The sequence below is a fragment of the Variovorax sp. 770b2 genome, from assembly GCF_900115685.1.
Lineage (GTDB): Bacteria > Pseudomonadota > Gammaproteobacteria > Burkholderiales > Burkholderiaceae_C > Variovorax.
Genome location: NZ_FOXJ01000003.1, coordinates 489873 through 506995 on the forward strand (window position 1 = coordinate 489873; position 17123 = coordinate 506995).

The 17123-nt window shown below is 67.1% G+C and carries 22 protein-coding genes; 8 read left to right on the forward strand and 14 right to left on the reverse strand.

The window, feature by feature from the left end; translation table 11 throughout:
- Positions 1-114 precede the first annotated feature (114 nt).
- Positions 115-882, forward strand: coding sequence for a HesA/MoeB/ThiF family protein (locus tag BM133_RS21600; protein WP_093438152.1), 768 nt, complete (start codon positions 115-117; stop codon positions 880-882).
- Here BM133_RS21600 and BM133_RS21605 read toward each other — a convergent pair.
- Positions 879-2891, reverse strand: coding sequence for an AsmA family protein (locus BM133_RS21605; RefSeq protein WP_093438155.1), 2013 nt, complete (start codon positions 2889-2891; stop codon positions 879-881). The two genes, BM133_RS21600 and BM133_RS21605, sit on opposite strands and share 4 nt — an antisense overlap.
- A 236-nt stretch (positions 2892-3127) precedes the next feature.
- Here BM133_RS21605 and BM133_RS21610 point away from each other — a divergent pair, with 236 nt between their 5' ends.
- Positions 3128-3529, forward strand: coding sequence for a response regulator (locus tag BM133_RS21610; protein ID WP_093438157.1), 402 nt, complete (start codon positions 3128-3130; stop codon positions 3527-3529).
- Positions 3530-3536: 7 nt separating this feature from the next.
- Here BM133_RS21610 and BM133_RS21615 read toward each other — a convergent pair whose 3' ends face one another.
- A complete protein-coding gene (locus tag BM133_RS21615; protein ID WP_007837167.1) occupies positions 3537-4169 on the reverse strand; it encodes a response regulator in 633 nt (210 codons plus the stop codon).
- Positions 4170-4300: 131 nt separating this feature from the next.
- Between BM133_RS21615 and BM133_RS21620 the strand changes: the two genes are divergently transcribed.
- From BM133_RS21620 to BM133_RS21645, 6 genes are all read left to right on the forward strand, one after another.
- The gene (locus BM133_RS21620) at positions 4301-5620 is read left to right on the forward strand and encodes a sensor histidine kinase (protein ID WP_093438160.1); all 1320 of its coding nucleotides are present in this window, start codon (positions 4301-4303) and stop codon (positions 5618-5620) included.
- 227 nt (positions 5621-5847) lie between these two features.
- Entirely contained in the window at positions 5848-6012 is a 165-nt protein-coding gene (locus BM133_RS21625; RefSeq protein ID WP_013543146.1) for a DUF1328 domain-containing protein, read from the forward strand.
- Positions 6013-6066: 54 nt separating this feature from the next.
- On the forward strand, positions 6067-6444 hold the full coding sequence (locus BM133_RS21630; protein WP_093438163.1) for a hypothetical protein: 378 nt from the start codon (positions 6067-6069) through the stop codon (positions 6442-6444).
- A 38-nt stretch (positions 6445-6482) separates the two neighbouring features.
- The gene (locus BM133_RS21635; RefSeq protein ID WP_093438165.1) at positions 6483-6866 is read left to right on the forward strand and encodes a phage holin family protein; all 384 of its coding nucleotides are present in this window, start codon (positions 6483-6485) and stop codon (positions 6864-6866) included.
- Positions 6853-7356 carry a hypothetical protein gene (locus BM133_RS21640; protein WP_093438168.1) on the forward strand — a complete coding sequence of 168 codons (504 nt, stop codon included), beginning with the start codon at positions 6853-6855 and terminating at the stop codon, positions 7354-7356. Before BM133_RS21635 ends, BM133_RS21640 begins: the two co-directional genes overlap by 14 nt.
- Positions 7353-7913 carry a ferritin-like domain-containing protein gene (locus BM133_RS21645; RefSeq protein ID WP_093438170.1) on the forward strand — a complete coding sequence of 187 codons (561 nt, stop codon included), beginning with the start codon at positions 7353-7355 and terminating at the stop codon, positions 7911-7913. The genes BM133_RS21640 and BM133_RS21645 overlap by 4 nt, the downstream gene beginning before the upstream one ends.
- 85 nt (positions 7914-7998) lie before the next feature.
- Here BM133_RS21645 and BM133_RS21650 read toward each other — a convergent pair whose 3' ends face one another.
- The 12 genes from BM133_RS21650 to BM133_RS21705 form a co-directional block, all read right to left on the reverse strand.
- On the reverse strand, positions 7999-8517 hold the full coding sequence (locus BM133_RS21650) for a BON domain-containing protein (protein WP_093438173.1): 519 nt from the start codon (positions 8515-8517) through the stop codon (positions 7999-8001).
- Between the two features lie 80 nt (positions 8518-8597).
- The gene (locus tag BM133_RS21655; protein ID WP_093438175.1) at positions 8598-8795 is read right to left on the reverse strand and encodes a CsbD family protein; all 198 of its coding nucleotides are present in this window, start codon (positions 8793-8795) and stop codon (positions 8598-8600) included.
- Between the two features lie 121 nt (positions 8796-8916).
- Entirely contained in the window at positions 8917-9771 is an 855-nt protein-coding gene (locus tag BM133_RS21660) for a DUF429 domain-containing protein (RefSeq protein WP_093438177.1), read from the reverse strand.
- A gap of 4 nt (positions 9772-9775) precedes the next feature.
- Complete coding sequence (locus BM133_RS21665; RefSeq protein ID WP_093438179.1) at positions 9776-10657, reverse strand: EamA family transporter; 882 nt, start codon at positions 10655-10657, stop codon at positions 9776-9778.
- Positions 10658-10760: 103 nt separating this feature from the next.
- The gene (locus BM133_RS21670; RefSeq protein ID WP_013543155.1) at positions 10761-11183 is read right to left on the reverse strand and encodes a BLUF domain-containing protein; all 423 of its coding nucleotides are present in this window, start codon (positions 11181-11183) and stop codon (positions 10761-10763) included.
- A gap of 2 nt (positions 11184-11185) precedes the next feature.
- Entirely contained in the window at positions 11186-11917 is a 732-nt protein-coding gene (gene folE / locus BM133_RS21675) for a GTP cyclohydrolase I (protein WP_093438181.1), read from the reverse strand.
- A 73-nt stretch (positions 11918-11990) separates the two neighbouring features.
- Complete coding sequence (locus BM133_RS21680; RefSeq protein WP_093438182.1) at positions 11991-12758, reverse strand: endonuclease/exonuclease/phosphatase family protein; 768 nt, start codon at positions 12756-12758, stop codon at positions 11991-11993.
- Positions 12755-13228: a dihydroneopterin triphosphate diphosphatase gene (gene nudB, locus BM133_RS21685; protein WP_093438184.1), complete on the reverse strand. Its 474-nt coding sequence runs from the start codon at positions 13226-13228 to the stop codon at positions 12755-12757. Before nudB ends, BM133_RS21680 begins: the two co-directional genes overlap by 4 nt.
- Positions 13229-13235: 7 nt before the next feature.
- Positions 13236-15041 carry an aspartate--tRNA ligase gene (aspS, locus tag BM133_RS21690; RefSeq protein ID WP_093438186.1) on the reverse strand — a complete coding sequence of 602 codons (1806 nt, stop codon included), beginning with the start codon at positions 15039-15041 and terminating at the stop codon, positions 13236-13238.
- 37 nt (positions 15042-15078) lie between these two features.
- Positions 15079-15711: a DUF502 domain-containing protein gene (locus tag BM133_RS21695; RefSeq protein WP_042579585.1), complete on the reverse strand. Its 633-nt coding sequence runs from the start codon at positions 15709-15711 to the stop codon at positions 15079-15081.
- A 10-nt stretch (positions 15712-15721) separates the two neighbouring features.
- Positions 15722-16060, reverse strand: a complete 339-nt coding sequence (locus BM133_RS21700) for an FmdB family zinc ribbon protein (protein WP_093438189.1) — start codon at positions 16058-16060, stop codon at positions 15722-15724.
- Between the two features lie 82 nt (positions 16061-16142).
- Positions 16143-17123: high affinity choline transporter 1 (locus BM133_RS21705; protein ID WP_093438278.1), on the reverse strand; the 981-nt coding region annotated here is incomplete at its 5' end.

Below are 17123 nucleotides of genomic sequence, written 5' to 3' on the forward strand. Positions count from 1 at the left end.
GCCAGGCGCTCGGTTCATTCCAAGGTACCGCGGAACCGGCTTTGCCGGGCCGCAGGTATCGCCCCCGGCAGGGGGTGGGCCGCCACGCGAAGTGGGCAGGCCTGGGGGCGAGCCATGAATGATCACGACCTGCTGCGCTACTCGCGCCACATCCTGCTTGAAGAATTCGGCATCGACGGCCAGGCGCGCGTCAGTGCCGGCCGCGCATTGGTCATCGGCGCGGGTGGACTGGGCTCTCCCGTAGCGCTCTATCTGGCGGCAGCCGGCGTCGGCCACATCACGCTGGTGGACGACGACGAGGTCGACCTCACCAACCTCCAGCGCCAGGTCGCCCACACCAACGCCCGCGTGGGCAGCCCGAAGGTCGAATCCGCCGCAGAGGCGATGCGCGACATCAACCCCGACATCGCCATCGAGACGCACGCCCTGCGCGCCGACGAGGCCCTGCTGTCGCGCCTCGTCGCGGCCGCCGACGTGGTGGTCGACTGCTGCGACAACTTCGCCACGCGCCATGCGGTCAATCGCGCCTGCGTGGCGCATGGCAAGCCGCTCGTGGCAGGTGCCGCCATCCGCTTCGACGGCCAGTTGAGCGTGTACGACACGCGGGATGCGGCCTCCCCCTGCTACGCCTGCCTGTTCCCGCCCGATGCGGCTTTCGAGGAAACGCGTTGCGCGGTGCTGGGCGTGTTCGGTCCCGTGGTCGGCACCATCGGCACGCTGCAAGCCAGCGAGGCCTTGAAGCTGCTGGCCGGCATCGGCCCTTCGCTCGCCGGCAAGCTCCTGATGTTCGACGGGCGCAGCACGAGCTTCGACACCCTGCGCGTGGTGCGCGATCCGCACTGCAGCGTCTGCGCGCAGCGCCCTGCGACGCCCCTGGCCTAAGGTTGTTTCGCGCCCTTGGCGCGGGCTGCGCCCTGGGCCGCGGCACCCGCGGTGGGCTTGTTGGCCTCCGCCACCACGTCCTTGCAATCGGCATCCTGCCCGGGCCCGGTCTCGATGGTCGCGGCCAGCGCCAGGAGCGGATTGACGGCGCCCAGCGCGAGCGCGGCCAGCCCGCGTCCGGCCAGCGGTCCGACCTCGACCCCGCCCGACGGCGCGCCGAACGTGCCGCGCACCACCAGCGGCGTGCGCAGCGAGAGGATGTTCTTCGACTTGGGCTCCGGCCGCACGACGAAGTCGAGCGTCTCGTTGGCCAAGCTGGCCTGTCCGGTGGCCGTGAAGACCGCGTTGGTCGTGTCCACCACGAGCGTGCGCCCGGTCATCAGGCCTTTGTTGACGTCGAATGCCACGGCCGCGCAGCGCAGCTCGACATTGCGGTCGCCGCGCAGCAGGAACTTGATGATGTCCCCGCCCACCAGCGTCGCGAACACGGGCAGCAGGTTGCCGAACTGGCCTCGACCCGCCATCACCGCCACGTCGCCGGACGACCCACCGAGCCAGGTGGCCACCGAGCTGCCCGAGCCCGACAGATTGAGCCGCCCGTCGAGCCGGCCGACGCTGTTGCCCGTGGTTTCCAGCTTGGGGAACAGGCGCGCGAGCTGCATGCCGCGCAGGTCGAGCGAGGCGCGGATGTCCGCCGGGTTCTTCGCAGCATCGATGCGGATCGCGCCAGCCAGCTTGCCGCCGCCCACGCCCAGGTCGAGCGGATCGAGCGTCAGTACGCTGTCTTTCAGCTTCACCTGAACGCTGCCGCGGTCGAGCGGAATCTCGCGCACGTTCTGGATGCGGTCGGCCGTGTATTTGACATCGGCGTTCATGGCGCGCAGGCGCTCGAAGTCCAGCGGCGCCGTCGGCAGCACCTTGGCGCCCGCCGGGCGCTTCACCTGGGTGATGCTCGGCGGCGGTGCCACGCCTTCGACCGCGCCAGCCGATCGCGCCGTGGGCGGCAGGCCGATGAGCGGGCCGAGGTCGTCCATGTCCATCACCTTGGAGCGCAGGTCGCCGGCCAGGTGCGGCACCTGGGTGGCTTGGTCGAATTTCATGTCCCCGGCGATGTCGGACAGGCCCAGCTTGCCCTTGAGCCCGGCCACTTGCCAGAGCGTGCCGCGCTTGCTCAGGTCGCCACTCAATGCATAAGGCGAGGTTTGCGGCAGCGCAATGCCCAACAGCGGGAACAGCGCTCCCAGCGTCTGGCCCTTGAGCTGGAATTTCGCATCGATGCCATCGAGCCCCGCCAGTTCAGCCACCGTGCCCGACGCCTTCAGCTTGGTCTGGCCGGCGGCCGCGTTGATCTCCAGCGGGAACGGCGGCGCGCCGGCCGCGTTGATCTGCAGCACGTTGCCCGTGCGCCCATCGGCGGTCAGGGGCTGGCCCTTGTAGCGGCCCTTGATGCGGTAGCTCAGGGGCATCTCGCCCAGGCTCGTGTCGTAGTTCACGTCGGCGTGCAGGTCGACGCCCAGGTGCTTGGCGAGGAAGTCGATCGCGCCGCTGTCGATCTGCATGAGGCCGATGCTCGGCACCGTGCCCGCGTCGGAAGTGTCCTTGCCGAACGCCCAGGTGCGACGCCCGTCCTGCTCCATCTGCAGCCCGAGGGTGGGCGAGAAAAGCGCCAGGCGCGGAATGACGATTTTGCTGGTGACCAGCGGCCAGATCCGGATGTCGAACTCGGCGCGGTCCGCCTTGACGAGGTAAGGGTCGCGCGCCCAGGCGGGGTTGGCGAACTCGATGCCGTCGAACTTGACGGTGGCCGCGCGCCAGCCCAGGTCCACGTCGAGCCGCCGCGTGATCTCGAACTTGCGCCCCGTCTTCTCGCTCACGTAGCGATTGACCGGTTCGCGCAGCACGTCCCAGGGAAAGAACGCGAGCACGATCAGCAAGGCAGCGAACAGCAGCACGAGTGAGGCCAGCAATTTTTGCCACATCGGGCGGGCGCCAAGAATGTTCGTAGCCATGTTTGCTTGAATAACCCTCTTCAGACCACACACGGGTCGGCAACGGACCGCATCAACCGTGCGGTATTGCCTACGGACGGCGCGCTGCGAACGAAGTCGTCGGAACACGCCTACAACGCCCTGCACATGAACCCTGCATGATGCGCTTGAGCGAAGCCTCAGTGTCCGCATGCAGGCATTCCGCCAGCGGGACGTTCGGGATGCACCCGCCAACGTGAGAGGAAGCGCGGTTCGGCATGGACTCCAGATTGCAGACATACGTCGTCGAAGACAACCTCACGATCCGTGAAAACCTCATTGGCACTCTGGAAGAGCTCACCTGCACCACGGTCGTCGGCTTTGCCGAGACCGAAGACCACGCACGCGCGTGGCTGCTCGGCGCCGGCAACAGGTGGGACCTTGCCATCGTCGACCTTTTTCTCAAGCAGGGAAGCGGCCTGGGTGTTCTGCAGGCTTGCCGGTCACGCAGTCCGACCCAGAAGGTGGTGGTGCTCAGCAACTATGCAACGCCCGACATCCGCCGGCGCTGCGCCGAATTCGGCGTCGACGCGGTGTTCGACAAGTCGAACGAAATCGATGCGCTGGTCGATTTCTGCGTCCTGCAGGCGAAGGCATTGCGCACTTCGCCCGGGGCCTAGGCGCTCCTCAATCGATGAGCTTGTTCTTCAGCGCGTAGTAGGTCAGGTCGCTGTTGGAGGAAAGATTCATCTTCTCCATCAGCCGCGTGCGGTAGGTGCTCACCGTCTTGACCGACAGCGACAGCGTCTTGGCGATGTCGCCCGCGGTCTCGCCCTTGGCCAGCTTCAGGAACACCTGGAATTCGCGCTCCGAGAGCTGTTCGTGCGGCGCGGCGTCGTCCTTGCGGTCGAGCTGGCGCGCGAGCAGTTCGGCGACGGCGGGCGTGATGTAGCGGCGGCCCAGCGAGATGGTGCGGATGGCATTCACGATCTCGATCGGATCGCACTCCTTGTTCAGGTAGCCGCTCGCGCCCTGGCGGATCAGGTTCATCGCGTAGTGCTCTTCGGGATAGCCGCTCAGGATCAGGATCCCGACATCCGGCGCCTTGGCGCGGATCATGGCGAGCGCATCGATGCCGCTCTGCCCGGGCATGGAAAGGTCCATCACGAGCACATCGAGTTCGGTGGTGCGCACGAGCTCGATGGCTTCGCGTCCGCTGGCTGCTTCGCCCGCCACGCGCAGGTCCACGTGCTCGGAGAAGAACTGCCGGAGCCCCGATCGCACGATGGCGTGGTCGTCCACAATTCCAATTTTGATCATCTGTTACTTTCGTCGTTGTGTTGCGCGCCACCTAGGCCGCAACATGCCGGTCCCTGAATGTTGTCAATTATTCACGAACTTGCGCCGAACGCAGCCCTGAAAGTTTCATGCACTGGTTAGCCCCCCCTCGAATGGCCTTGAGCCTGCTGCTCGCGGCATTGGCCGCGCTGGCCCTGATCGGCATCAACGAGGCCGGCTTTCGCCAGTCCGCCCGCGCCCTGGCAGACATCGACGAGGCCCAGAAGGGGCGCGGCGTGGTCAACCAGATCCTGCAGAACATGCTCGACGCCGAAACCGGCCAGCGGGGTTACCTGCTGACCGGCGAGGCCAGCTATCGGCAACCCTACGACACGGCGATCAAGGAGGTCGACGGCAATCTCGCGGCCCTGCGGCAACTGTACGCCGACAGGCCCGCAGAACTCGCCCAGATCGGCGAGCTTTCCAAGCACGTGCTGCGCAAGGTGGCCGAAATGGACATGAGCGTGCGCCTGCGCCAGGACGGCAAGGAAGACGCCTGGAAGTTCGTCATCACGACCGACGTCGGGCGCGAGGAAATGGACGCCATCCGCGCCACGGCCCTCCAGTTGGTCAACGTGAGCAACCAGACGCTGCACGAGGGCCAGGTGCAGGTGCTCAGGTCGCTGCAGCTCGCGCGCATCGGCACGGCCATCGTGGCATTGGCGGCGCTGATCGCCTTCTTTCTCTACCTGCGCCAGACGCATGCCTTGCGCTCGATCGGCGAGCGCCAGCAGGAAGCGCTGCAACGCGAACGCAATGCGCTGGAAGACGAGGTGCGCGAGCGCACCGCCTCGCTGGCCGAGCTGGCCACCCACCTGCAGGACGTGCGGGAAACCGAGCGCGGCTACCTGGCGCGCGAGTTGCACGACGAGCTCGGCTCGCTGCTCACCGCCGCCAAGCTCGACGTGGCACGCCTGAAGTCGCGGCTGGCGGAGGCGCCTGATGCCATCCAGCGGCTGCAGCACCTGACCGAGCTGCTCAACAGCGGCATCGCGCTCAAGCGCCGCATCATCGAGGACCTGCGGCCCTCGTCGCTCTCCAACCTCGGGCTGGTCGCGTCGCTGGAGATCCTGGGGCGCGAGTTCGCCGAGCGCTCGGGGCTGCAGGTCGAGATGGCGCTGGAGCCCGTGACGCTGGACGAGTCGCGCCAGCTCACGATCTACCGCATGGTGCAGGAGAGCCTGACCAACATCGGCAAATACGCCGAGGCCGGCGAAGCGACGATCGTGATGAAGAACTACGAGAACCACGTGATCGTGGAGGTCACGGACAACGGCAAGGGCTTCGACACGCAGCGCATGCGACCGTCCACGCACGGCCTTGCGGGCATGCGCCACCGGGTCGAGGCGGCGCGCGGCAAGCTCACGGTTTCCTCGACGCCCGGCAGGGGCACGCGCCTGAGCGCGATGCTGCCCGTCGTCAAACCCGCCTGAGCGCCCTGAGCGCCCTGAGCGCCGCTCGCAAGAAACTGCATTCGCGGCATTGCGTCACACCTTGGCGCGGGTGGACTCGGTCGTCTCCTACGCTCCCCGCCCCCGGTCGCTGACAGGGTGCGGAGGGGCCCCCACTTAAGGTTGCTCCTGTGCCATCCGATGCTTCCCACGAAGACCGGATGCGCCGTTCCCAAAAACAACGAGGGAAAGCCTCGAAGGAGTTCCACATGTTGCATTACGCCGTGGTGTTTCTGGTCATCGCACTGATTGCCGCCCTGTTCGGCTTCGGTGGGATTGCGGCCAGCGCAGTCGGGATCGCCAAGATCCTTTTCGTGATCTTCGCCGTGCTTGCCATCGCGAGCTTCCTGGCCGGCTTGCTACGACGCAAGTAGCGTAGTTACGATCAACAGGCTCCCGCATTTCATCTTCCCGGAAAGGACTTTCACATGAACACGACGACCAAGACTCCCTCGCAACTCGCCGACGACGCGCGCCAGACCGCCAACGATGCGGTCGAATCCACCCGCGCCTACGCTCAGAACGCGGTGAATGCGGCGGGCGAAAAGGTCCGCGAACTGCGCCGCGATGCCGAGCCTGCCGTGGAGCAGCTGGCAGCCCGCGTGCAGCAAGCCGTTCAGCGCGGCCTGGACGCCGCATCGACCACGAGCGCACGGGCGCAGCGCCGCCTGGAGGCGGCCGCCGACGTCACGGGGCGCTACATCTCCGACCAGCCCGTTCGCTCGGTGCTGCTGGCTGCAGCCGCCGGCGCCGCCATCACGGCACTCATCGTGCTGGCCAGCCGCCGCAGCCGGGACGATTACTGATCGCTTGAGTTTTCTTCGTTCCCTGGATCCCCGGCACCATGCTTCATCCGATTTTCTCCACGGTGCTCGGGCATCCGGACCTCGTCGCTGAACACCTCGCCAACTACGCCGCCCTCGTCCGCCAGGAATCTGCAGAGGCGGGGCGCGGCCTCGTCGCCCGCATCGTCGCGGGGGTGCTGGCAGCCGCCAGCGCCATGCTCGCCCTCGGGCTGATCGGTGTGGCCGTGCTGCTCGGCGTGCTCCACGGCAGCTTTCACTGGGTGCTGGTGGCCGTGCCAGGCGTGGCCGTGGTGATCGCGGCCGTTTGCGGTTGGTATGCGACGCGCCCCAGCCCGAGCTACGGTTTCGAAGACCTTCGCTCGCAACTGGAGGCCGACCTGCAGGCCCTGCGCGCTGCCGGAGCTGACCATGACCGGCGTTGAACGTTCCCCGCTGACTCCGCAGCAGCGCCTGGCCATTTCGCGCCGCGCGCTGGTGCGGCAACTCCATGGCGGCGAAGACCCGCGCGACGCGCAGGACGCGCGCTACCTGGCGTCCGAACCCGACGACGACCTCGAATACGCGCACCACGACGCCTCGACCGCGCCAGCCGACGAACCCCGCTCTCGCGGCCGGGGCAACGTTTGGGGCTCGGTGGCGCGCAGCGTGGCGCAGCGCTGGTGGCGCCGCCACCCGGCCCACGCCGTGGGCCAACTCGCCCGCCCCTTGCTGGAGCACTACGCGCGCAAGGAGCCGGCCAAGCTCATGGCTGCGGCCGCGGCCACCGGCGCATTGCTGGTGCTCGTGAAGCCGTGGCGGCTGCTGTCGGTCACTGCCGTGCTGGCAGCGGTACTCAAGACATCCGACGTGGCTGACGTCGTCAACACGTTGATGCAGAAGACCCCAAGCCCCCCACGAAAGGACCCCCCATGAAAGCCGATGCTTCATCCGCCAAGGCAGCGGAATCCCACCAGCACCTGGTGCTTGACCAGAGCGCCATCGACGCCGCGAGCCGGAGCCTGGACGAAGGCGCCGTGACGCCCAGCTACGGGCCATGGCGCGAAGACGTCGTCAAGCTGCTGAACGACGCGCTCGCCACCGAACTGGTGTGCGTGCTGCGCTACAAGCGCCATTACTTCACGGCCAACGGCGTCGAGTCGCCAGCGATCGCCGAGGAGTTCCTCGTGCACGCCAACGAAGAGTCCGCCCACGCCGACCGCATTGCCGAGCGCATCGTGCAGCTGGGCGGCGAGCCCGACTTCGCACCCGGCCACCTGCTGGAGCGCAGCCATGCGGGCTACGACGAATCGACCGACCTGCAGGCCATGGTGCGCGCCAACCTGGTGGCCGAACGCATTGCCGTCGAGACGTACCGCCAGATGATCGTGCTGATCGGCGACAAGGACCCCACCACCCGCCGCATGCTCGAAGACATTCTTTCCGACGAGGAAGAACACGCCGACGAGTTGAAGGACTGGCTCGGCCACTGACCGATCGAAGACCCGGGGCCCAAGAGGCCTCGTCCATGAAAAAGCCCGGACGAACCGGGCTTTTTCATTGGAGCGGAGCTGAGGATCAGCTCTTCACTTCCAGCTCGTTGCTCACCGAGGTCACGCCCTGCACGCCCTTGGCGATTTCCTCGGCGCGGGCCTTCGCCGCTGCCGTGGGGGCCGGGCCCTTCAGGCTCACGGCGCCGCCCTTGGTGTCGACGTTGATCTTGATCGCGCTCAGGTCCGGGTCCTTCGCCAGGCCCGCGGACACCGAGGCGGTGATGGCGGCATCGTCCACCGTCGCGCTCACGGCGGCACCGGCGTCCTTGGCGGCTTCCTTCGCGTTGGCCATGCCGTCCTTCACCTCGGAGGTGGTGCCGGAGGCATCGACCTTCGCCTTGGCGTCCTTCACGGCTTCGCCGGTCTTGGCGGCGGCGGTTTCGGCGGCCTGTTCGGTCTTGGCCACCGCGCTGTCGAGCTTTTCGCCGGCAGTGCGGTTGTCGGACTTGTCGCAGGCCGCCAGCGTCAGCGCGGCGCCGGCCACCAGCACGGCGAGCCATGCGCGCGAAGACGGCATGGCGATGGGTCGATGGGGTTTGTTCATTGGAATCCTCCAGTCAATCGTTCGCATGGAAATGGAACGAGAAAAGGGTTGCGCCTTTTTTGCGGCGCAACCTGGGTCGGTCACAGCTTGTCGGCGCCCGACTTGATGGCGTCCTTGGTCTTTTCCTTCACGTCGCCGTAGGTCTTCTGCACCTTGCCGGCGGCCTGGTCGGCAACGCCCTCGCCTTCGAGCTTTTCGTTGCCCACGACCTTGCCGGTCACTTCCTTGAGCTTGCCCTTGGCTTCGTCGACGCGGCCTGCCACTTGGTCCTTGTTCATGTCGCTTCCTTCCTGTGTGGATGAGATGCGTGGGCCGGTATGGCCCACTCATTTCAATCTAGTCGCCGCCCCGCGGCCCGGGACGTGGCCGGGGGCCCGAAGCGGTGTAGGACAAGAAGGCTCAGGCCGTGACGATCCATCCTTCGAGCGGATCGAATTGCACCGGCAATCCGTAGCCGGGCCCGGGGCTCGCGGCCCGTTCCAGGCCCCAGGCGGCCTGCACGAGACACAGCACCGCGTCGAGGTGGTCGCCGCGGGCGTCGGCCAGCAGTTCGGCCCGCTGACCGGCGCTGAGCCGCAGGCGAAGGCCGAGCCGCGTCGCGCCCGCCTCGAGCGCGGCGACGAGGTCGGTGCGTGCCGCGAGGCGCTCGGGCGTCTGCTTGGCCAAGTCGTCGCTCTTGTAGCTGCGGCGGCCGATCAGCTCGCGCGCCAGCAGGCCCGGGTAGGCCTCCAGCGCGACGCGGTCATCGCGGCCGCCCACGTGCAGGCCCGGCAGGCTGGCGCCGGCCGCCAGCAGCGGCGGCACGCCCGCATGCAGCATGAAGGCGACCGGCGGATTGACCCACTTCATCGATGGGCTCGACCCCGCGGGTGCATCGGCGGCGCGGTGCGCGAACTTGCCGCCGACGGGCCGCGCGGCGCAGAAGGCGGCGAAGGTCTCGCGGATCTCGACGCGGCTCAGGCTCGCGTAGTGCGCCATCAGCGGGGCCCATTCGAGCGGCCATTTCAGGTGCTCGACCAGTTCGCGCGGCAGGCTGAAGGGAAAGTCGAAACCGCCCACCCACGCAGGCGTGTCGCGCAACCATCGGCCCCAGGCTTCGAGCGTTGCAAAGCGCTGCAGGCCGGTCAGCGTGACGCTGCCTGTACCGGCCCCGGCCAACTCGCCGACCGCGCCGGTCTCCCCTATTTCCCCGATGGCCACCACGATCGGTTTGCGCGGGGTCGGCGCGCTCGAAAAATCGCAACCGAAGAGCATGGCCTCAGCCCAGCGCGAGCGCCACGACGCCGGCGGCGATGAAGAGTGCGCCCAGCAGCCGCAGCAACCGGTCGCCTTCGCGCAGCAGATGCCCGCCGATCAGCGCGGCGAACAGCATCGACACCTCGCGCGCCGGCGCGACGTGCGAGATGGGCGCCTGCTGCACCGCATACAGCACGAGCACGTACGACACCGGGCTCACGGCCGCCACCAGCAGCGCGTATTTCCATTGCGCACGCCACATGCGCGCGGTGGTCGCGCGGTCTTTCAGCGCCACGGGCGCGAGCAGCACCATGCGCACGAGATTGCCGAAGTAGTCGAGCAGGATCGGCGACATGGCCAGGAACTTGACCGCATAGCTGTCGGTCACCGTGTATGCCGCGATGAAGCCGCCGGTGAGCACGCCGTAGCGAATGCCCTTGACCACGCGTTCGCGCTGCACCGGGTCATGCGCCTTGCGCCACAGCTTGAGGCCGCCGGCGACCAGGAACACGCCTCCCACCACGCCCGCGATGCCCGCCACGCCGACCGCGCTGATCCTCTCGCCGAGGAACAGCACCGCCGCGAGCGACGACAGGAGCGGCCCCGAGCCGCGCGCCAGCGGATAGACCACCGTCAGGTCGGACCTGCGGTAGCCGCGCAGCAGCACGATGAAATAGAAGATGTGCAGCACGCCGCTGAGCACGACGAAGCCCCATTCCGTGAGGCCCCAGCCCGGCACCACGTTCCAGCCCAGCGTGATGCCCACGGGCGCCCAGATGAGCATGTTGAACACGCTCGTCTGGAAGCTGAAGCGCACATCGCCGTTCGCCTTCTTGGCGGCGATGTTCCAGCCGGCATGGATGATCCCCGCAAGCAGGATCAGCGCGAAGGCGGAGAGCGGCACCCCGAGCTATGCGAGAGCGAGCGCCGCCGGGCCGCCCCAAGGCGCGAGCGGCCCGTCGCGGGGGCAGCGAGGACACGAAGTGCCGGGCGTGGGAGCCACGTGGCTAGTGGCGGCCGACGATGGCGGCGGTAGCCATCAGTTCTTCGAGCAGCGCCAGCGAGACCTTGCCCGAGACCTTGTACGGATCGAGTTCGGGCTTTTCCGAATACTTCAGCAGCGTCGAGGCATTGAGCTTGGAGAGGTTGACCTGCCCCATCGTCCAGCCGCCGAAACGGCGCTCGGAGATTTCCTCGTAGTGCAGCAGCACCACGTCTTTATGGCGCGCATCGCGCTGGATGTGGCCGTAGAGGTCGCTGATGGCGTCGCGCCCGCCCTCGATGGCCTGCAGGAAGGTGCCGGCGCCGTAGCAGAGGATGCCGGTGATGCCGCACGCCGGGTTGTGCGTGCGCGATTTGGCAAGGATCGCCTCGATGGCCGCAGGGCTGGTGTCGACGGCGCGGCTCGCGTAGAGAAGACGGACCAGCATGTTCAGCTCTTTCTGGGCAGGAGGGAAAGGAATTCGCGGCGCAGGCTCGGGTCCTTCAGGAACACGCCGCGCATCACGGAATTGATCATCTTGCTGTCCATTTCCTTCACGCCGCGCCAGGCCATGCAGAAGTGCTCGGCTTCCATGACGAGCGCGAGGCCGTCGGGCTGGGTCTTTTCCTGGATCAGGTCGGCCAGCTGCACCACGGCCTCTTCCTGGATCTGCGGACGGCCCATGACCCATTCGGCCAGGCGCGCGTACTTCGACAGGCCGATCACGTTGGTGTGCTCGTTGGGCATCACGCCGATCCAGAGCTTGCCGATGATCGGGCAGAAGTGGTGCGAGCAGGCGCTGCGCACGGTGATCGGGCCGACGATCATGAGCTCGTTCAGGTGTTCGGCGTTGGGGAATTCGGTGAGCGGGGGCGGCGGCACGTAGCGGCCGCGGAACACCTCGTTGACGTACATCTTGGCGACACGGCGCGCGGTGTTGTCGGTGTTGTGGTCGTTCGCCACGTCGATGACCAGGCTCTCGAGCACGCCCTTCATCTTGACCTCGACCTCGTCGAGCAGCGCCTCCAGCTCGCCCGGCTCGATGAACTCGGCGATGTTGTCGTTGGCGTTGAAGCGCTTTCGCGCTGCATTCAGGCGCTCGCGGATCTTGACGGAGACGGGCGTGCCCTCGTCATCGTCTTTTCGATCGGGGAGCGGTTCGACGTCGGTTTTCCTCAGCATGGCGGGGATCGTACCAGTGAATGGCTCCAGGACATTCGGGCTGCAACGCCCGTCCCTTCTCGGAGCAATGCTATCAATTAGGTAGCGCGAAGTCGGCTACCAACGGGAGGTGATCGGACATCCGGGCCCAGATCGGGCCGCGCGGCACCGTGCACGAAAGCGGCTCGAGCTTGCGGCCGTAGACGAAATCGAGCTGCGCCACCGGCAGCCGCGAGGGGTAGGTGAGCGTGCGCGGGCCGCGCAGGTCGCTCGCGTCGCGCAGGCCCATCGCGTTCATGGCGTAGCGCATGCGCGCACCCCAGTCGTTGAAATCGCCGGCCACCACCACCGCCTCGCCGGCCGGCACTTCGCGGTCGATGAACTCGCGCAGGCGGGCGATCTGCCGCACGCGGCTGCCTTTGATGAGACCCAGGTGCACCACGATAGCGTGCACCGGCTGCCCTTCCACCTCGATCACGACGTGCAGCAGCCCGCGTTGTTCGAAGCGGTGGTCGGAGATGTCCTGGTGGCTGGTGCGGATCACGGGCCAGCGCGTGAGCAGCGCATTGCCGTGCTCGCCGTGGCGCGTGACGGCGTTGGTCTCGTAGACCGCGGTGTAGCCCTCGGGCGCGAGGAAGTCGGCCTGCGGCAGCTCGGGCCAGCGCGCGAAGCGGGCGGCGGCCTGCCGGTTCATCTTGCGCACCTCCTGCAGGCAGACGATGTCGGCGTCGAGCTGCTCGATGGCGTGGCCGAGGTTGTGGATTTCGAGCCGCCGGGCGGGCCCGATGCCCTGCACACCCTTGTGGATGTTGTAGGTCGCGACCCGGAGGTTGTGCGCTGCGGATGCTGCCGGCTGGTTCATCGCGCAAATTCTGGCAGCAACAGAATGGCTTCGGCGTTCGACGGGGAAAAGCAGGCATCGGCCGCTTCGCGGTACGGCAGCCATTTCCAGTCGGTGTGCTCGCGCGGCGCCAGCGTGGGCGTCAGGCGTTCGGGCACGCAGAGGCCGAACAGATGCTCGGTGTTGTGCGTGACGCCGGGCTCGTAGCGCGCGCGCCAGCGGGGGTAGATCTCGTAGATGTTGCTCAGCTGCCAGTCGACCAGCCGACGGGCAAGCGGTGTGCCGTCGCCGCATTGGATGCCGGTTTCCTCGCCCACCTCGCGTGCCGCGGTGAGTGCCAGCGGCTCGTCGGCCACGTCCTTGCTGCCGGTGACCGATTGCCAGAACTCGTTGGCATCGGCGCGCCGGATCAGGAGCACGTCGAGCGCCGGCGTATGAATGACGACCAGCACCGACTCCGGAATCTTCCAGGGTCGAGTGCTCGTCGTCATGGGCGCATCACGCGGCCTGGGGGGTGTTGCGCAGCTTGATGTGCAGTTCGCGCAGCTGCTTCTCGTCGACCGGGCTCGGCGCCTGCGTCAGCAGGTCTTGCGCGCGCTGGGTCTTGGGGAAGGCGATCACGTCGCGGATCGACTCGGCGCCGGTCATGAGCATCACGAGGCGGTCCAGGCCGATGGCGATGCCGCCGTGCGGCGGGGCGCCGTACTGCAGCGCGTCCAGCAGGAAGCCGAACTTCAGCTGTGCGTCCTCGGCGCTGATCTTCAGCGCGCGGAACACCTTGCTCTGCACTTCCTCGCGATGGATACGCACCGAGCCGCCGCCCATCTCGATGCCGTTGAGCACCATGTCGTAGGCCTTGGCGATGCACTTCTCGGGCGCGGTGTCCATGAGGTCTTCATGGCCGTCCTTGGGTGCGGTGAACGGATGGTGCACGGCGCTCCAGCGCTGGCCTTCCTCGTCGAACTCGAACATCGGGAAGTCGACCACCCAGAGCGGGGCCCAGCGGTCGTCGAACAGGCCGCTCTTCTTGCCGAAGGCGCTGTGGCCGATCTTCACGCGCAGCGCGCCGATGGCGTCGTTGACGACCTTTTCCTTGTCGGCGCCGAAGAACAGGATGTCGCCGTTGCGCGCGCCCGTGCGGGCGATGATCTCGGCCAGCGTGGCGTCGTCCAGGTTCTTCACGATCGGGCTTTGCAGGCCTTCGCGGCCGGCTTGCGCGTCGTTGACCTTGATGTAGGCCAGGCCCTTGGCGCCGTAGATCTTGACGAACTCCTGGTACGCGTCGATTTCACCGCGCGACAGGCCACCCCCGGCACCGCCGCCCGGCACGCGCAGTGCCACGACACGGCCGCCTTCCATGGTCGCGGCGTTCGAGAACACCTTGAATTCCACGCGCTTCATGAGCTCGGTGAGTTCGGTGAATTCGAGCTTCACGCGCAGGTCGGGCTTGTCCGAGCCGTACTTGAACATCGCGTCGCCGTACGTCATGGTCGGGAACACCGGCAGGTCGATGTTGGCGGCAGAGCGGAAGACCTGGCGGATCATGCCTTCGAACATCTCGCGGATTTCTTCTTCCGCCATGAACGAGGTCTCGATGTCGATCTGCGTGAATTCGGGCTGGCGGTCGGCGCGCAGGTCTTCGTCGCGGAAGCACTTCACGATCTGGTAGTAGCGGTCGTAGCCGGCCACCATCAGCAGTTGCTTGAAGAGCTGGGGCGACTGCGGCAGCGCGAAGAAGCTGCCGTCGTGCACGCGGCTGGGCACGAGGTAGTCGCGCGCGCCTTCGGGCGTGGACTTGCCCAGCATCGGCGTCTCGATGTCGATGAAGCCGTTGGCATCGAGGAACTTGCGCGTTTCCATCGTCACCTTGTAGCGCAGCATCATGTTGCGCTGCATGGCCGGGCGGCGCAGGTCGAGCACGCGGTGCGTGAGGCGGGTGGTTTCCGAGAGGTTGTCGTCGTCCAGGAGGAACGGCGGTGTGACCGACGGGTTGAGCACCTTGAGCTCATGGCACAGCACTTCGATCTTGCCGCTCTTCAGGCTGTCGTTGGTCGTGCCTTCGGGGCGCGCGCGCACGAGGCCGGTGATCTGCACGCAGAACTCGTTGCGCAGGTTCTCGGCCACGGCGAAGGTGGAGGCGCGATCGGGATCGCACACCACCTGCACGTAACCTTCGCGGTCGCGCACGTCGATGAAGATCACGCCGCCGTGGTCGCGGCGACGGTTGACCCAGCCGCAAAGGGTGACGGTCTGGCCCATCAGGGCTTCGGTCACGAGACCGCAATAGTGAGTACGCATGGCCATGGAGATGACTTCCGGCGCCGTCGTGGCGCGTTCGTTTTTATGAGTTGGATGGCTTGATCGCCACCGTGGAGGGGCCGCCTGGAACGACCACGCCCATCGAGACGATGTACTTGAGCGCTTCGTCCACGCTCATCTTCAGTTCGATGCAGTCGCTGCGCTTGAGCATCACGAAATAGCCGCCCGTGGGGTTGGGCGTGGTCGGCACGTAGACGCTGAGGAATTCCTCGGTGCCCAGGTGCTCGGCCACCTCGTTGCCCGGCGCGCCGGTCACGAAGGCAATGGTCCACACGTTCTCGCGCGGCCACTGGACCAGCACCGCCGTGCGGAATGCGTTGCCGTTCTCGGAGAACAGCGTGTCCGAGACCTGCTTGACGCTCGAATAGATCGAGCGCACGACCGGAATGCGCCGCACCACGGCGTCGCCCCAGCCGAGAAGCCGCTTGCCCACGAAGTTGCTCGCAATGGCGCCGACCACCAGCAGGATGGCCAGCGTGAGCAGCACGCCCAGGCCGCGGATGTTGTTCTCGAAGAGCCACTTCTGCCACATGACCGGCAGCACCCAGAGCGTCTGGTCCAGCGTGTCGATGATCCACTTGAGCACCGCCAGGGTGATGAACAGCGGAACGATCACCAGCAAGCCGGAGAACAACCATTTGCGCAGGGCGAGCATGGGCGGGGTCTCAGTCGCCGCTCTTGGCGGCAGGGGCGGGAGCAGGGGCAGCGGCGGGAGCCGGTGCAGGCGCGGGACTCGGCGCAGCGCCGGAGGAAGAAGACTCGGCCGGCTTGGCGCCTTCGCTCGCCGCGGGAGCGGTGGCCGGCTCGGCCTTCTTGCCGCCGCCTTCGCGGAAATCGGTCACGTACCAGCCCGAGCCCTTGAGCTGGAAACCGGCAGCCGTGACCTGCTTTTCGAAGGCGCTGGCGCCGCACGCCGGGCACACCGTGAGGGGTGCGTCGGACATCTTCTGCAAAGCGTCCTTGGCAAAGCCGCAGGCGCTGCACTTGTAGGCGTAGATGGGCATGGGGAAATAGGGTCCAGAAGCGGCGCAGCTGCCGCTCGCAAAGCCCTCGATTATAAGGGCCCACCCTGCCCCCAGGGCGGTTTCAGGCGGGCTCGGTGGCCAGCGGCCGGTGCGGCGTGTGAGTGTTCGCTACCCACTGCGGCAGCAGCGAGCCGGCCACCATGCCCGTGAACGCGGCCAGCACACCCGCCAACTGGGACGGGAACACGGCGCCCCAGGGCATGGCCAGGAACAGCAGCCAGGTGCCGATGCCCAGCAGGATCGACGCGACCGCCCCCTGCGTGGTGGCGCGGCGCCAGTACAGCCCGCACACCAGCGGCACGAACGCCCCCACCAGCGGCACCTGGTAGGCGCCCGAGACCAGCTCGTAGATCGGCGTGCCCTGCATGCGGATGGCGTAGGCCAGCACGGCGGCGCTGAACAGCAGCACCGTGATGCGCATGGTCCGGAGGTTCTCGCGGTCGGTGCCCGCGGGGCGGAACTGGCGCCAGATGTTCTCGGTGAAAGTGACGCTGGGCGCAAGGAGCGTGGCCGAGGCGGTCGACTTGATGGCCGACAGCAGCGCGCCGAAGAACAGCACCTGCATCACGAACGGCATCTTCTGCAGCACCAGCGTGGGCAGCACCTTCTGCGGATCTTCCTTCAGCAGCACGGCCACTTCCTCCGGCATGATCAGGAGCGCACTGGCCACCAGGAACATCGGCACGAAGGCGAAGAGGATATACGCCACCCCGCCGATGACCGGCCCGCGCGTGGCGGCCTTGACGCTGTTGGCGGACATCACGCGCTGGAACACGTCCTGCTGCGGAATGGAGCCCAGCATCATCGTGATGGCCGCCGCGAAGAAGAACACCATGTCGTGCCAGTTGGGCTCGGGCCAGAACTTGAAGAGGTCCTTGCTGACCGCGAAGGCCACCACCTTGTCGGCGCCGCCGGCCATGTTGCCGGCGAACATCGCGATGATCGCCAGACCCGCGACCAGGATGATCATCTGGATGAAGTCGGTCACCGCCACCGACCACATGCCGCCGAAGAGCGTGTAGGCCAGGATCGAGACCACCCC

Coding starts and splice junctions, on each gene's coding strand:
- BM133_RS21600 (WP_093438152.1), top strand. CDS start 115: ATGAATGATCACGACCTGCTGCGCTACTCGCGCCACATCCTGCTTGAA.
- BM133_RS21605 (WP_093438155.1), bottom strand. CDS start 2,891: ATGGCTACGAACATTCTTGGCGCCCGCCCGATGTGGCAAAAATTGCTG.
- BM133_RS21610 (WP_093438157.1), top strand. CDS start 3,128: ATGGACTCCAGATTGCAGACATACGTCGTCGAAGACAACCTCACGATC.
- BM133_RS21615 (WP_007837167.1), bottom strand. CDS start 4,169: ATGATCAAAATTGGAATTGTGGACGACCACGCCATCGTGCGATCGGGG.
- BM133_RS21620 (WP_093438160.1), top strand. CDS start 4,301: ATGGCCTTGAGCCTGCTGCTCGCGGCATTGGCCGCGCTGGCCCTGATC.
- BM133_RS21625 (WP_013543146.1), top strand. CDS start 5,848: ATGTTGCATTACGCCGTGGTGTTTCTGGTCATCGCACTGATTGCCGCC.
- BM133_RS21630 (WP_093438163.1), top strand. CDS start 6,067: ATGAACACGACGACCAAGACTCCCTCGCAACTCGCCGACGACGCGCGC.
- BM133_RS21635 (WP_093438165.1), top strand. CDS start 6,483: ATGCTTCATCCGATTTTCTCCACGGTGCTCGGGCATCCGGACCTCGTC.
- BM133_RS21640 (WP_093438168.1), top strand. CDS start 6,853: ATGACCGGCGTTGAACGTTCCCCGCTGACTCCGCAGCAGCGCCTGGCC.
- BM133_RS21645 (WP_093438170.1), top strand. CDS start 7,353: ATGAAAGCCGATGCTTCATCCGCCAAGGCAGCGGAATCCCACCAGCAC.
- BM133_RS21650 (WP_093438173.1), bottom strand. CDS start 8,517: ATGAACAAACCCCATCGACCCATCGCCATGCCGTCTTCGCGCGCATGG.
- BM133_RS21655 (WP_093438175.1), bottom strand. CDS start 8,795: ATGAACAAGGACCAAGTGGCAGGCCGCGTCGACGAAGCCAAGGGCAAG.
- BM133_RS21660 (WP_093438177.1), bottom strand. CDS start 9,771: ATGCTCTTCGGTTGCGATTTTTCGAGCGCGCCGACCCCGCGCAAACCG.
- BM133_RS21670 (WP_013543155.1), bottom strand. CDS start 11,183: ATGCTGGTCCGTCTTCTCTACGCGAGCCGCGCCGTCGACACCAGCCCT.
- folE (WP_093438181.1), bottom strand. CDS start 11,917: ATGCTGAGGAAAACCGACGTCGAACCGCTCCCCGATCGAAAAGACGAT.
- BM133_RS21680 (WP_093438182.1), bottom strand. CDS start 12,758: ATGAACCAGCCGGCAGCATCCGCAGCGCACAACCTCCGGGTCGCGACC.
- nudB (WP_093438184.1), bottom strand. CDS start 13,228: ATGACGACGAGCACTCGACCCTGGAAGATTCCGGAGTCGGTGCTGGTC.
- aspS (WP_093438186.1), bottom strand. CDS start 15,041: ATGGCCATGCGTACTCACTATTGCGGTCTCGTGACCGAAGCCCTGATG.
- BM133_RS21695 (WP_042579585.1), bottom strand. CDS start 15,711: ATGCTCGCCCTGCGCAAATGGTTGTTCTCCGGCTTGCTGGTGATCGTT.
- BM133_RS21700 (WP_093438189.1), bottom strand. CDS start 16,060: ATGCCCATCTACGCCTACAAGTGCAGCGCCTGCGGCTTTGCCAAGGAC.